This is a genomic window from Streptococcus sp. 116-D4 (assembly GCF_009731465.1).
Taxonomy (GTDB): Bacteria; Bacillota; Bacilli; order Lactobacillales; family Streptococcaceae; genus Streptococcus; species Streptococcus pseudopneumoniae_E.
In genome coordinates this window covers 762,096-776,982 of record NZ_AP021887.1, presented here as the reverse complement: position 1 = coordinate 776,982, position 14,887 = coordinate 762,096, and the positions used below count along the sequence as shown (strand labels likewise).

Below are 14,887 nucleotides of genomic sequence, written 5' to 3'. Positions count from 1 at the left end.
TTCTAAAATAGAATACTGTATGATTATAACATGGATTGAATTAAAATTCAAATATTTGGTTTAATTTATTCAAAAAATCTTAAAACTGGTAGAATTAGCGAGAAATCTTAGTTTTTTCTAGTCAAGTTGACCTCCTTTATGGTAAAATAGTAACGATAAGAAATGAAGGAGAATCAAAATGGAATCACATTTGGTTAGAATCATCAACCGCCTTGAAGCAATGACAAAAGACGGTGGAAATTTAAAACGTAATTTTGAACGCGAAGGAGTTGTTGTTGCAGAAGTTGCATATAGCCACGACGAAGAAAATGGCTCAATCTTTACCCTCCGTGATGTCGAGGCTCGCGAAACTTATACATTTGACAGCATTGACTTGATTGCAATGGAGATTTACGAACTCCTTTACTAGTACAAAACAAGCTGGGGTACACCCTGCATGTCTTACCAAAATCCTTTTTGTCTCACAAATAGGATTTTTTTATAGGTCAAATTCACAAAGAATTTCATTGTAACAACTTCTCAAAGCTTCAATCTTTTTACTTGCTTTACACCTCAATCCTGTTATAATGAGAGTATAGAAATTTGACTATTTTTGACCTTTCGACAGGTCAGGCTAAAGAAAGAAATGAGGTAGATGTATGCTTTGTCAAAACTGTAAAATCAACGACTCAACAATCCATCTTTATACCAATCTCAATGGAAAGCAAAAACAAATTGACCTCTGTCAAAACTGCTATAAGATTATCAAAACAGATCCTAACAATAGCCTCTTTAAAGGTATAACGGATCTGAACAATCATGATTTTGATCCCTTTGGTGATTTCTTCAATGACCTAAACAATTTTAGACCTTCTAACAACACTCCTCCGACTCCCCCAACCCAATCAGGTGGAGGTTACGGTGGAAATGGCGGTTATGGTTCCAAAAATCGTGGACCTGCTCAGACTCCGCCACCTAACCAAGAAAAAGGCCTGCTGGAAGAATTTGGTATCAACGTAACTGAAATTGCCCGTCGTGGGGATATTGACCCCGTTATTGGACGCGACGATGAAATTATCCGTGTCATCGAAATTCTAAATCGCAGAACCAAGAATAATCCTGTCCTTATCGGTGAACCAGGTGTCGGAAAAACTGCAGTTGTCGAAGGTCTAGCCCAGAAGATTGTCGATGGCGATGTTCCACACAAACTCCAAGGTAAACAAGTCATCCGTCTGGATGTGGTTAGCCTAGTACAAGGAACAGGTATCCGAGGACAATTTGAAGAACGCATGCAAAAACTCATGGAAGAAATTCGCAAACGTGAGGACATCATCCTCTTTATCGATGAGATCCATGAAATTGTCGGTGCGGGATCTGCGGGCGATGGCAATATGGATGCAGGAAATATCCTCAAGCCCGCCCTTGCTCGTGGGGAACTGCAACTGGTCGGCGCTACTACCCTCAATGAATACCGTATTATTGAAAAGGATGCTGCCCTAGAACGTCGTATGCAGCCTGTTAAGGTCGATGAACCAACTGTGGACGAAACAATTACTATCCTCAAAGGAATTCAAAAGAAATACGAAGATTACCACCACGTTCAATATACCGATGCTGCAATTGAAGCAGCGGCAACTCTTTCCAATCGTTACATCCAAGATCGCTTCTTACCTGACAAGGCCATTGACCTCCTAGATGAAGCTGGTTCTAAGATGAACTTGACCTTGAATTTTGTGGATCCTAAAGTCATTGATCAGCGCTTGATTGAGGCTGAAAATCTCAAATCCCAAGCTACACGAGAGGAAGATTTTGAGAAGGCCGCCTACTTCCGCGACCAGATTGCCAAGTATAAGGAAATGCAAAAGAAAAAGGTCACAGACCAAGATACTCCTATCATCAGCGAGAAAACCATTGAGCATATTATCGAGCAGAAAACAAACATCCCTGTTGGTGATTTAAAAGAGAAAGAACAATCTCAACTCATCCATCTAGCCGAAGACCTCAAGTCTCATGTTATTGGACAAGATGATGCTGTCGATAAGATTGCCAAGGCTATTCGCCGTAATCGTGTCGGTCTCGGTACGCCTAACCGCCCAATCGGAAGCTTCCTCTTCGTCGGGCCAACTGGTGTCGGTAAGACAGAACTTTCCAAACAACTAGCTATCGAACTCTTTGGTTCTGCTGACAGTATGATTCGCTTTGATATGAGTGAATATATGGAAAAACACAGTGTGGCTAAATTAGTCGGCGCCCCTCCAGGTTATGTCGGCTACGACGAGGCTGGGCAATTAACTGAAAAAGTCCGCCGTAATCCATATTCTCTTATTCTCTTGGATGAAGTAGAGAAAGCCCATCCAGATGTTATGCACATGTTCCTCCAGGTCTTGGATGATGGTCGTTTGACAGATGGGCAAGGACGCACCGTTAGCTTCAAGGATACCATCATCATCATGACTTCAAATGCTGGGACTGGAAAAGCCGAAGCTAGCGTTGGATTTGGAGCTGCTAGAGAAGGACGTACCAACTCTGTTCTCAGTGAACTCGGTAACTTCTTTCGCCCAGAGTTTATGAATCGTTTTGATGGGATTATCGAATTTAAGGCTCTCAGCAAGGACAACCTCCTTCAGATTGTCGAGCTCATGCTAGCAGATGTTAACAAACGCCTTTCTAACAACAACATTCATTTAGATGTAACTGACAAGGTCAAGGAAAAATTGGTTGACCTAGGCTATGATCCAAAAATGGGAGCACGCCCACTTCGTCGTACTATTCAAGACTATATTGAGGACGCAATCACTGATTACTACCTTGAAAATCCAAGCGAAAAAGACCTAAAAGCAGTTATGACTAGCAAGGGCAAGATTCAAATTAAGTCTGCCAAAAAAGCTGAAGTTGAAACTTCTGAAAAAGAAGTATAAATACTATAGAAAAAGAGTAGAAAATGAAAATTTTCTACTCTTTTTTACTAAAATAACAATAAGTTCTTGACAGCTCAGCCTTTGTCCATTAAGATAATAATAAAGATATTAGATAATGAGGAAAATGCAATGGCAACCCCAACTTTCGGAGAAAAAAAAGAGAATGTGACCTACCAGCACCGCTATGGTGTCTACGCAGTTATTCCTGATCCAGAAAAAAAACAAATAGTTTTAGTTCAAGCGCCTAATGGCGCTTGGTTCTTACCAGGTGGCGAAATCGAAGCAGGTGAAAATCATCAGGAAGCCCTAAAGCGTGAATTGATTGAAGAGCTTGGTTTCACAGCTGAAATTGGTACCTATTACGGACAAGCTGACGAATATTTCTACTCTCGTCACCGTGACACCTACTACTACAATCCTGCCTACCTCTATGAAGCGACTTCTTTCAAAGAAGTGCAAAAGCCACTAGAGGACTTTAATCATATCGCCTGGTTCCCTATTGACGAGGCTATTGAAAATCTCAAACGTGGTAGCCATAAATGGGCAATCCAATCTTGGAAAAAACAGCATAAGATTGACTAAATCAAGCTACTTTATTTAAAAAGTGCTATAATAGAATTAGAAAATCGGAGGAAATGTTATGAAGCTTATCAATACAACAAACTCACACTCGCAACTTGTAAAAAGCCAGCTAGAAAGTACAGATGCAACCCTTGTTGAAGTTTATTCTGCAGGTAATACAGATGTTATTTTTACCCAAGCTCCACTTCACTATGAAATCCTCATCTCAAACAAACACCGCGCTATTCGCGAACCTGAAATCGAAGCTATTCAAGAATTTTTCTTGAAACGTAAAATTAATAAGGACTCTATTGATGAGGCCAATATCAAAACCCTCTATTCAGAAAAATTAATTGGAATTTCGATTCCAACCAAATAAAATCTTGAAGAGATTAAAAATTCTTTTGAACCTTATGGAACAAAAATAGGTTTATTTTGATTTTTAAATCGTCTCTAATTGTTTATCTTGAAATTCTATCATACACGATTTTATAGATAACAAAGGAGACAAGCCTGGGAGACATGATATATCAAGAGGCAAGACTTGAAGAATACGAAAACATTGGAAATCTACAAGCCAACTCCTTTCTTGACTCTCCCTTTTTAACGATTATAATTGATATCCTAAAGAAATCTGATTATAATCCTAGTTTTGTAGAAACATTACAAATTTTGCTCACTGGAGTCTATATTAAAAAGGGACATTGTTTAATTGCGTAACAAGAAGGGTAATGACAAGCAATTACCCTTTTGTAACAAAAAAATTTCTGTATACTAACCTATCTACGAAATGGTGGGACAAACATTTTTCGCTACATTCAACCACGAAATCTTTTTAAATACTTTGACTTTATAAAACGTTCAAAAAACATTTAGAACAATCAGAAGAGTTTGGTTGGTATCTGATGACTTTAGCTGTTGATACAGCAAGTAAGGGGTAGGACTTTTCTGACACATGGGATTGAACCCTATGTCAAATCAAAAGGCTCTAAGCACTTGGTTTTCATTACCTGCACAGCTAAAAATACCTCACTCTACGAAAAAATGATTATGTCCTACTAGAGTTTATTGAGCTAGAATACGGTTCAAAAATCAATTGCTAACTAGGAATTTTTAAAACAAAGAATAAATAAAAAAGATTTGGTTCTGCATCTCACAGAACCAAATCTTTTTTATTATGTTAGAAACGAATCGTTTCACGTGTTTTTTCGTATGAAGTAACAAAACGGTTGGTTACACCTGGTTCTGCAACTTCCAAAGCTTGCGAAATTTTATCAAATGAAGCATGATAATCAAATTCTTTTTCAAAAATTTCTAATGATTCATTAAAGGCTTCTTGAATTCGATCATCAAATGAGCGATAACGGTTCGAATACTGTAGCAATTGTTCTGTCAATGTTGCATATTGAACAATATTATAGGTTCCTTCTTCAAGTGCTTCCATATCATTTGTTGTAATTTCAAGCATACGGTTCACAGCTTCGATATTGACCCGAGCTTCTTCTAGCTCAGCCATCAACTCTTCAGTATGGTTACTTGCTGTAAAGAACAACTGTAAGAAATTCTGAGGAATACCTGGAAGATTGCGTTTTTCCATATATCGCTTAATTGTATGAAGACGATTAACATAAACATTTGCTTTCTGACGAGCATTGATATCATCTTTTTCAATCTGAGCAAGACGTTGACTAACCGCAACTTGTTCATCTTCAATTTCCTTCAAAGTCGCTTGTAAGTTTTCCAAATGATCTTCAAGGAGTGAATAAGGTTCAGAATGTTCATCTTGTTCAGAAGTTAATTCCAATACCGATTCTTCTAAAGATTCTAACTCAGCTTGTAATCTATGAACATGACTAATATCCGTTTCAGATAGTAGATAATTGTTACTTAATCGTTGAATATCTTCCACTAAAACAGCATTACTATCTTTCATGTGTTTCAAATATGTAGGAAGGGTTGCAACTAAGCCTTCTACTACTTTTTGAGCAGCGATTTCTCGTGTAAAGATATCATAGAGTGAATTAATTTCTTCTTGAACTTGAGTATTTTCATACTCAGCATTATCCAACTCTAATTGTGCAATATTTTCGTGGTTTTTCTTTAAAGCTTCATAAAGCAATTGGAATCGAGATTCAATATCCGTTTCAGCAAAATGATAATTAGCATCTAAAAGTTTACGGTAACCGTCTTCCAAATCTTCCAATTGATCAGGTAGCTCGTTAGATAATGTTTTTACAATCGCTGGCAGGCGGTCAACAATGTGACTCAAAGCCAAGATATGATTTTCAGCATTATCCAAAATCACAGCAGCTTCTACTGGGTCACCTGAAGTATTTAAAGTAACAAACTGAGAAAACTCTGATTGGATATTTTCCAATTGTTTCTCAATTTCAGCTAAACCTTGGCCATATTCTTCAGAATGATCAGCCACTCGGTGTTGCAACTCTTCAAACAAGTCCAAGGTATGAAGAACACGTCCACTATTTTTAGACTCTTGTTTCTCCAAATCTGCCAAAGCATTACGAATTGCCGCGAGATCTTCTTCAATCAAGGTAATTTGACTCTCGATTTGGTCAATTTTATGACTGGACTTGAAAAAACGGAATGAATTGTTATAGCCTTCTGCCTCAAAAAGATTATTTTCGATATCTGCAAAAGAATTAAGAGATAGGTCAACCCATTTTTGGTTCCATTCGCGGAAAGTCACCTGACTTTGTCCAATCAAGTGCATATTTTTTACAGCTTCAACTTCATCGTTTACTGGAAGATTGTACAGCTCTTCTTTTTTCTCTTCTAAAATTGCTAATTTACTTTCATTGCGTTTTCGTACGTAGATTGCGATAGCATAGGCAATCACTAAGAGAACTGCAACTGCAATTGCAAGATAAATTACTAGTCTACCAGACATATTAAACTCCTTTTTTACTTGAAACAATCGTAATGATTATATCATATTTTTTAGACCAAGGGAACTACTTCTCCCGATTTTTTAGACATCAAGTGTACTATAGACGGCATTTTCTTCGATAAACTCACGACGAGGCTCTACTCGATCCCCCATCAACATATCAAAGATTTTATCTGCCTCAGCTGCGTCATCCACAGAAACTCTAGCCATCAAACGGTGTTCCGGATCCATGGTTGTTTCCCACAATTGGTGATCGTCCATTTCACCAAGACCTTTATACCGCTGAATAGTTGGTTTGGCACGACCTTCACTGTGGCGGGCTAAGGCTTCTTGAAGTTTAATTTCTTGATCTACTCCTGGCTGGATATATTCTTTAATCTCGCTTCCCACCTTAACACCATAGATTGGTGGTTGGGCAATATAAACATAGCCAGCTTCTAGGATTGGTTTCATATAACGATAAATCAAGGTTAAAAGAAGGGTACGAATGTGGGCTCCATCGACATCGGCATCGGTCATCAAAACAAGTTTTTGGTAACGAGCTTTTGAAACATCAAATTCTGCACCGAATCCTGTTCCCATCGCTGTGAAAAGACTACGAATTTCTTCATTAGCTAGAATCTTATCCATACTTGCCTTTTCAACGTTCAAAATCTTACCGCGAATCGGAAGGATTGCCTGAAATTCACGGTTACGACCAGATTTAGCTGATCCACCAGCCGAGTCTCCTTCGACGATGAAAAGTTCTGTTTCAGCAGGATTGTTAGAAGAACAGTCTGCTAGTTTCCCTGGAAGGTTGGAAATTTCCAAACCAGATTTTTTACGAGTGACTTCACGCGCACGCTTGGCAGCCACACGAGCCTTAGCTGCCAAAATCCCTTTTTCCACGATACGTTTGGCGATCTGTGGATTTTCCATGAGGAAATCAGAAAAAGCATCACTGAAGAGGCGATTGGTTATCTTGACCACTTCACTATTCCCCAGTTTGGTTTTGGTTTGTCCTTCAAACTGTGGATTTGGGTGTTTAACTGAGATAACTGCAGTCAGTCCTTCACGAACATCTTCTCCTGTTAAGTTGTCTTCATTGTCTTTTAGTAACTTATTCTTACGAGCATAATCGTTAATAACACGTGTCAAGGCTGTACGGAAACCTTGTTCATGCGTTCCACCTTCATGGGTATGAATATTGTTTGCGAAACTCATAACATTTTCATGATAACCCGTTGTGTACTGCATAGCTACTTCAACAGTGATATCATCCATCTCACCGTCAGTGTAGATTGGTGTATCAAAGATAACATCCTTGTTCTCGTTGATATACTCAACGTAACTAGCAATCCCACCTTCATAATGATAATGCTTGGTTTGTTCCAAACCTTCACGCTTATCTGTGATGGAGATTCGAAGGCCACGATTTAGAAAGGCCAACTCTTGAATCCGTTTATTTAATCTATCGAAATCAAATGTTGTTGTTTCAGTGAAAATTTCTGGATCCGGTATGAAGTGAACTGTTGTTCCCGTTTTATCCGTATCTCCAACCACCTCAAGATCAGCAACAACATGACCACGACGGTATTCTTGGTAATGAATCTTACCATTTTTGTGGACATGAACGTCTAATTGAATGGAAAGAGCATTAACTACTGAAGACCCCACTCCGTGAAGACCACCTGAGACCTTATATCCGCCACCGCCAAATTTTCCTCCAGCATGGAGGACTGTAAAGACAGTTTCAACGGCAGGTCGACCTGTTTTTTCCTGAATATCGACTGGAATACCACGCCCATCATCGACAACCGTAATCGAATCATCTGGTTCAATGAAGACTTGAATATGGCTGGCAAATCCTGCCAATGCCTCGTCAATTGAGTTATCAACAATTTCCCAGACTAGATGGTGAAGACCTTCTTTTGAGGTTGATCCGATATACATTCCTGGACGCATACGAACAGCCTCTAAGCCCTCTAAAACTTGAATTTGACTGGCATCATAATCTTGTGCCTGCAGATTTTTGATTTCTTCTGTCATCTTATTCCTTTTTCTTACATGTCTAATACTTGTCTTAAATTCACGATACTGGTAAACAAGTGGGTAGCTAGTCCTGCAGCTTGACCTGCTTCGATATCAATCAGCCGATCACCAATGACAAGGCCAGAGCTAATCTGATACTTTTCTCTTAAATAAATCATGGACTCAGGGTTTGGTTTTCTCTTAAATCCTGAGTTAGAAGTCACCACTTCTGTAAAGTAGGCTGCTATAGAAGTTTTTTCTAAAATTTCCAAGACCTGATTATTTCGATGAGAAACCAAAAAATGACGCCCACCTTGATTTGAAATATCTTTCAATAAATCAGAAACTCCATCAAACAAAATCGGATGTTCTAGCTCTCTGGCTTCATTTTCCTTGTACTTTTCTAAAAAATGTTCTAAATTGGGAGCGAATGTCTCAATCGCAAAATCAGTAGAAACCTTTAAAGCCTGATAGACACTGTCATGGTCTTGTGTGATACCATACAGCGCTAAAGTTTCAACAAATGCAGCTGTTGAGGTTTCATAATTATCCAGTAAAGTTCCACCTAAATCCCAGATATAATCGTGATATTTCATAGCTTTCATTATACCATTTTTTCATTAAAAAAGCGATGATTTCCCTGAGTTTAGCACATAAAAAACGAGAGTTTGACTCCCGTTTTACTGATTTTTGCCAAAGACATCGGCTCTATAATATTTGTAGTGGGTAAATCCCCTATAGATATTATGGAGCCTATTTTGTTGTAGAAAAAAAGTTCCATATCATCTATAATGAAAAGCGATCAAACCATCATTAGAAAGAATCATATGGAACAATTACATTTTATCACAAAACTTCTCGATATTAAAGACCCAAACATCAAGATTCTAGATATCATCAATATGGATACCCACAAAGAAATTATCGCTAAGCTGGATTATGAGGCCCCTTCTTGTCCTGATTGTGGAAGTCTAATGAAGAAATATGACTTTCAAAAACCGTCTAAGATCCCTTACCTCGAAACAACTGGTATGCCTTCTAGAATTCTCCTTAGAAAACGCCGTTTTAAGTGCTATCAGTGCTCTAAAATGATGGTTGCTGAGACTTCTCTCGTCAAGAAGAATCATCAAATCCCTCGTATCATCAACCAAAAAATTGCTCAGAAGCTGATTGAAAAAACTTCTATGACCGATATTGCTCATCAGCTGTCCATTTCAACTTCAACTGTCATTCGCAAGCTCAATGACTTCCGTTTTAAGCATGATTTTTCTCGTCTTCCTGAAATTATGTCATGGGACGAGTACTCCTTTACAAAGGGAAAGATGAGTTTCATTGCTCAAGATTTTGATAAGCTCAATATCATCACTGTTCTTGAAGGCAGAACACAAGCTATCATTCGAAATCACTTTCTTAAATATGATAGAGTCGTTCGATGTCGAGTGAAAATCATTACGATGGATATGTTTAGTCCTTACTATGACTTGGCTAAACAGCTTTTTCCAAACGCTAAAATCGTGTTGGATCGTTTCCATATTATCCAACATCTCAGCCGTGCTATGAGTCGTGTGCGTGTCCAAATCATGAATCAGTTTGAGCGAAAATCCCATGAATACAAGGCTATCAAGCGTTACTGGAAGCTCATCCAACAGGATAGTCGAAAACTCAGCGATAAACGTTTTTATCGTCCTACTTTTCGTATTCACTTGACCAATAAAGAGATTCTAGACAAGCTTTTGAGCTATTCAGAAGACTTGAAACACCACTATCAGATCTATCAGCTCTTGCTTTTTCACTTTCAGAACAAAGACCCTGAGAAATTTTTCGGACTCATTGAGGACAATCTGAAGCAGGTTCATCCTATTTTTCAGACTGTCTTTAAAACCTTTCTAAAGAACAAAGAGAAAATCATCAACGCTCTTCAATTACCTTATTCCAACGCAAAATTGGAAGCGACCAATAATCTCATCAAACTTATCAAACGAAACGCCTTTGGATTTCGGAACTTTGAAAACTTCAAAAAAAGAATTTTTATAGCTCTGAACATCAAAAAAGAAAGGACGAATTTTGTCCTTTCTCGAGCTTAGCTGACTTCAACCCACTACAGTTGACAAAGAGCCAAGACATCTTGATAAAGCATTCCTGTTCGTAAACTCTCTGCGTCTCCTTCTAATTGCTCTACCAGCTCGTAGGCAAAAGCAAGGGCTGTTGAGGGACCTCGACTGGTTGTCAAATGACCATCTACGACTACTGTTTCCTTGACGTAGTGACCGTCAAGGATTTGCTCCTGAACGCCATCATAGCAAGTGTACTGCTTGTTTTTCAATAGCCCTGCTTGATTGAGGGCAATTGGTGCCGCACAAATGGCTGCTATTTTCTTCCCTTCTTGCTCGAAGCTTTGCAATTCTTGAATCAAGGCCTGATTGTCGCGCAAATGTGCAGAACCAGGCATCCCTCCAGGAAGGACAATCATATCATAATCTGATAAATCTCCATCAAAGACACGATCTGCTCTGACTTGAATTGCATGCGAACCCGTCACTTGCTCCTCAAAACCAACCATATCACAAGTGATATTGGCACGACGCAAGACATCTACAACTGTCAAAGCTTCAATTTCTTCAAAGCCCTGAGCTAACATAACTGCTACTTTAACCATGATTTTCTCCTTATTTGATTCGTTTTAATACTACCTTTTTCCGTTTGACAGGGACTTTTCCGCTCTTTTCTTCAGCTAGATTGGTCTGGTAACTCATCGATAAAAGTAAGCCAACGCCAATTAAGTTACTAATAATAGCCGACCCCCCTTGAGAAATGAAGGGCAATGGAATCCCGGTCAAAGGAAGTAAGCCTGTCACAGCACCGATATTCTCAAAGATATGGAAGAGTAACATCATAATCAAACCTGTGGAAATATAGGTATAGAACTGGTTATTTGATTTAAGTGTTATCTTCAACATACGATAAATCAGCATGAGATAAAGGGCGATAACAAGGACAGAACCAATAAAGCCAAAGTCTTCTGCAATGACCGTGAAAATCATATCCGACTCTCGAACTGGAATAAGCAGATTCGAAGCATTAAATCCTTGACCAAACAAGCCTCCACTCCCAATCGCAATCTGTCCTTGAGCCTGTTGGTATGTCGTTGTTTGGGCAAAGTCAAATGGATTAAGCCAAGCCAAGATACGATTTATTTGGTAGGTCGGCATTCCCAGTTGATGGAGAAAAGCCCTGCCATCCTTGCTGATAAAAATAGCTAAGAAACCAGCAATTCCTGTTACAGCAGTCACAAATACTGGGATAATAATTTTCCAAGAAACTCCTGATAGCAAGACGATTCCTGAGAAAATGGCTACAAAAACCAAAGCCGTCCCTAAGTCACTTTGAAGTGCCAAAAGAACTAGGACTGGAATGGTAAAGAGAATCATCCAAAAAATCAGCAAGAAGTCCAAGGAAACTGTACGTCTCCATTCCTTATGTTTTTTTGTAAACTGGACAATCACACGAGCTAGCATGAGAATATAGGATATCTTCATAAACTCTGACGGTTGAAACAAGGTGATTCCATTTACTGAAATCCAGTTTTTAGCACCCGTAGATGCAACTAAGCTTGGATTATAAAAGACAATCGGTAAGACCATAAGTCCTAAACCTAAAATATATAGAAAGGGGGTCACCTTCCAAAGAAATTCAGTATTAAAGAGCATGACCACAAAACCAATCACAAGCCCCAAGGCAATCCAGGCAACTTGCTGCCCTAAAATGGGCAAAATATTATTTGGATAATCATGACTAACGGCTATATAAATAGCCACCACGCCAATAACCAGTAGAAAAAACACTGGCAAGAGCAAACTATAATCGACTCTGGAGTCGAGAGAACGTTTCATATATACTAACCTTATACTTTCATACTATACTATTTATCAAAGTTCATTTAAAAATTTATCAATTGTCTCATCAACTTCGGATTGAGAGACGGTTTTAACAGTCGCTTCTTTTGCTAGAGAAGTCACAATTTGTTTGCCATATCGTTTTCCGACAATCCTCCTATCCAAAATAAGAGTTAAGGTACGTTGGTGTTCGCGTCGCATACTTCTTCCCAAAGCTTGCTTTAAACGAATAATGGCCATTGGCAATTGATAATCATAAAAGGCATTTTTTCCTTCTTGATTCAGTTCCTGATTAATCTTTTTCGTTAAGGGCTCTTGAGGATTTTGGAAAGGAAGTCTTGGTATAACTTGAATCACAAAAGGATGACTTGAAAAATCAACTCCCTCCCAGAAACTTCCTGCACCAAGCAAGATTTGTTGTTCACCTTTTTCAAAGCGTTTCTTAAGCTGATAAACATCCCCATTTTTATACTGGGCCAAGTGGCTTACAGAAAGCATATCTGAAACTGCTAAAAGCATGTCTTTAGCAGTAAAGAGAACTAAGATCGGTTGTTGGAAAGCTTGAACATCCATCAGCAAATTAGCTACCTCTTTGGCGTAAACTTCTAAGGAGGTTTCTGTCACCAGAGGAAAATCTTTGACCAGGACCACTTCTTGCTCCTGTTTTCTCCGAGCTTCAATCTTGACAAATTTGGCTTCAGGATAGCCTAGAAGGTCTGCTAAAGAAACTCTCTGACTAATCTCAAGAGTAGCCGACACTCCCAAAACTTGACATGAATTAGGTACTAAAGAAGATAGAAGAATACGACCTGATTTTGTAGAAGAAATCTGAATTTTCTTTTGACTCGTTTCAGTTGCTTCAAGCCAGTAATCTCGTTCAGCTGTAAAATAGCGAACCAGCTCTTCAAAGCCTTCTACTTCTAATTCCGAAAAATACTGGTTGAGATTGGCAAGAGAATCTAAGATAGTTGTCCTAGATTTTCCAGACTGAAATTGTTCTATCAAGTAGAGGCACTCAAAGCGAATACTTTCTAGTATTCGTTGCTGAACCATATTTTGCTCCTCCAGTAAAGCCTTATCAAGCAAATCGATAATAGACTGGATATCGTGAGTCTCTTGAAGCAGATTTTCTAGAGCCAACAAAATCTTTTGAACTTCATCAATAATCAATAAACGGTTGCTGACAAATTCAGGATTATCTTCCAGTCTGGTTACAAGATAGGCATGATTGGTCACTAAAAGCTTGCAAGTTTGTGCCCTTTCTTGACTACGTTTCCAAAAATCTTCCGTCACAAATAAGCTTTCAGAGGATAAATTCCCGTCATGACGAAGATCAGTCAGAAAATGTTGGTAACGGTAGAGTTGCCCGATTTCATCCAAATCTCCTGTCTGTGTCTCAGTCAGCCAGACCAAGAGTTGCATCTTAAAACGTCTAAATAAGCGATTTTCATCATTTTCCTGCAAGGAACGATAAAAGGCATCCAACTTCAGATAATTGCGTGGTCCCTTTAAAGAATGGATATCTATATGGAACACATCTTTAAGATGTTTACCTTCTTCTTCCATGATTTGATTTTGAAGAATCTTTGTCGGAACACTAAGAACAATTTGTCGCTCTTTGGCTTGAGATAAAGCGGGTAAGAGATAGCCATAGGTTTTTCCAATCCCTGTCGGCGCTTGAATCAGAGAGACAGGTTCATCTTTCAATAGCGAGCCAACCTCTTTAGCAAAACTTTCTTGTCGTTCCCTCACTTCAAGGTTCAACAAAGAAATATTTTTAGAAAAATCTTGCGATAGTTTTCGTGGCTCCAGAGGAGCTACAGTTTTCTTGAAATAGAGTCCTTGAACTTCTACCAAGTTTGGAGCACTCAGGATAGATTGACTGCGATAAATTTCTTCAATAACCAGGTAAGACTCGTATAAGAGAGCGTCAGCCATTTCCAGCAAGCGTTCCAAGAGTCCTTTAGGAAGTTGAAGCATTTTTTCTCGTAAAAAAAGAAGTAATTCTGCTGTAGCTTGGGCATCTGAAAGGGCTGTATGAGCGTGTTTTAGAGAAATTCCTAATTCTCGACACAATATCGGTAAGCTATATTTTTCCAGTTCAGGGAAAAATACCTGGGCCAATTCGACCGTGTCAACACGGGGATTTCTTAGCTCGTAGCCTTCAAAAAATAAATTTTCGGCTAAGAGATTAGCATCAAACTGAACATTATGGGCTACAAAAATCCCATCCTCCACCAAGTCAAAGATTTTTCTGGCAACTTGCGAAAAATCAGGTGCTTGGGCCAGACGTTGGTCAGTTAGCCCTGTCAATTCTTTAATATGAGCATCCAAGGGTTCATGTGGATTGACATCCGTCGTATAGTGATCAACGATTTTTCCGTCCTCAATCACAACAATTCCCACTTGGATAATTTTAGCCTTACTACCTGTGCTAGTTGCCTCTAAATCAACCACAACATAGCGATTACCAATCGTTTTCATTATAAAAAATTATACCAAAAAAAGGGCCATTTGGCACCTACAAACATGGGATAATTTTCAAACTCAAAGAGATCACTTTTCTTAAAAACTCCATCAAACAGAGCATCCTAGCCTGATGATTTTTTGAAAAAGGT

The 14,887-nt window shown here is 38.8% G+C and carries 11 protein-coding genes; 5 read left to right on the top strand and 6 right to left on the bottom strand.

Features of this window, described 5'->3' with window-relative positions:
- The first annotated feature begins 178 nt into the window (after positions 1-178).
- The 4 genes from UKS_RS03990 (at position 179) to UKS_RS03975 (ending at position 3,837) form a co-directional block, all read left to right on the top strand.
- Entirely contained in the window at positions 179-409 is a 231-nt protein-coding gene (locus UKS_RS03990; protein WP_049515694.1) for a DUF1797 family protein, read from the top strand.
- A gap of 229 nt (positions 410-638) precedes the next feature.
- Positions 639-2,897 carry an ATP-dependent Clp protease ATP-binding subunit gene (locus tag UKS_RS03985; RefSeq protein WP_156011894.1) on the top strand — a complete coding sequence of 753 codons (2,259 nt, stop codon included), beginning with the start codon at positions 639-641 and terminating at the stop codon, positions 2,895-2,897.
- A 129-nt stretch (positions 2,898-3,026) separates the two neighbouring features.
- On the top strand, positions 3,027-3,479 hold the full coding sequence (locus UKS_RS03980) for an NUDIX hydrolase (RefSeq protein WP_049496335.1): 453 nt from the start codon (positions 3,027-3,029) through the stop codon (positions 3,477-3,479).
- Between the two features lie 58 nt (positions 3,480-3,537).
- Positions 3,538-3,837 carry a DUF1827 family protein gene (locus UKS_RS03975; RefSeq protein ID WP_125442832.1) on the top strand — a complete coding sequence of 100 codons (300 nt, stop codon included), beginning with the start codon at positions 3,538-3,540 and terminating at the stop codon, positions 3,835-3,837.
- An 801-nt stretch (positions 3,838-4,638) separates the two neighbouring features.
- Here UKS_RS03975 and ezrA read toward each other — a convergent pair.
- From ezrA to UKS_RS03960, 3 genes are all read right to left on the bottom strand, one after another.
- On the bottom strand, positions 4,639-6,366 hold the full coding sequence (ezrA, locus tag UKS_RS03970) for a septation ring formation regulator EzrA (protein ID WP_156011893.1): 1,728 nt from the start codon (positions 6,364-6,366) through the stop codon (positions 4,639-4,641).
- Between the two features lie 81 nt (positions 6,367-6,447).
- Positions 6,448-8,394 (bottom strand): DNA topoisomerase (ATP-hydrolyzing) subunit B, encoded by a 1,947-nt coding sequence (gene gyrB / locus UKS_RS03965; RefSeq protein ID WP_049496340.1) that lies wholly within the window; start codon positions 8,392-8,394, stop codon positions 6,448-6,450.
- A 14-nt stretch (positions 8,395-8,408) separates the two neighbouring features.
- Entirely contained in the window at positions 8,409-8,972 is a 564-nt protein-coding gene (locus tag UKS_RS03960) for an HAD family hydrolase (RefSeq protein ID WP_173020457.1), read from the bottom strand.
- A 231-nt stretch (positions 8,973-9,203) separates the two neighbouring features.
- Here UKS_RS03960 and UKS_RS03955 point away from each other — a divergent pair, with 231 nt between their 5' ends.
- Entirely contained in the window at positions 9,204-10,460 is a 1,257-nt protein-coding gene (locus UKS_RS03955) for an ISL3 family transposase (RefSeq protein WP_173020491.1), read from the top strand.
- Positions 10,461-10,474: 14 nt separating this feature from the next.
- On the opposite strand, the gene UKS_RS03950 is transcribed toward UKS_RS03955, so the two are convergent.
- The 3 genes from UKS_RS03950 to UKS_RS03940 are packed head-to-tail and all read right to left on the bottom strand — an operon-like array spanning position 10,475 to position 14,753.
- The gene (locus tag UKS_RS03950; protein ID WP_156011891.1) at positions 10,475-11,032 is read right to left on the bottom strand and encodes a DJ-1 family glyoxalase III; all 558 of its coding nucleotides are present in this window, start codon (positions 11,030-11,032) and stop codon (positions 10,475-10,477) included.
- Between the two features lie 10 nt (positions 11,033-11,042).
- Positions 11,043-12,266 carry an FtsW/RodA/SpoVE family cell cycle protein gene (locus UKS_RS03945; RefSeq protein ID WP_156011890.1) on the bottom strand — a complete coding sequence of 408 codons (1,224 nt, stop codon included), beginning with the start codon at positions 12,264-12,266 and terminating at the stop codon, positions 11,043-11,045.
- 36 nt (positions 12,267-12,302) lie between these two features.
- The gene (locus UKS_RS03940) at positions 12,303-14,753 is read right to left on the bottom strand and encodes a bifunctional DnaQ family exonuclease/ATP-dependent helicase (protein WP_156011889.1); all 2,451 of its coding nucleotides are present in this window, start codon (positions 14,751-14,753) and stop codon (positions 12,303-12,305) included.
- Positions 14,754-14,887: the final 134 nt, after the last annotated feature.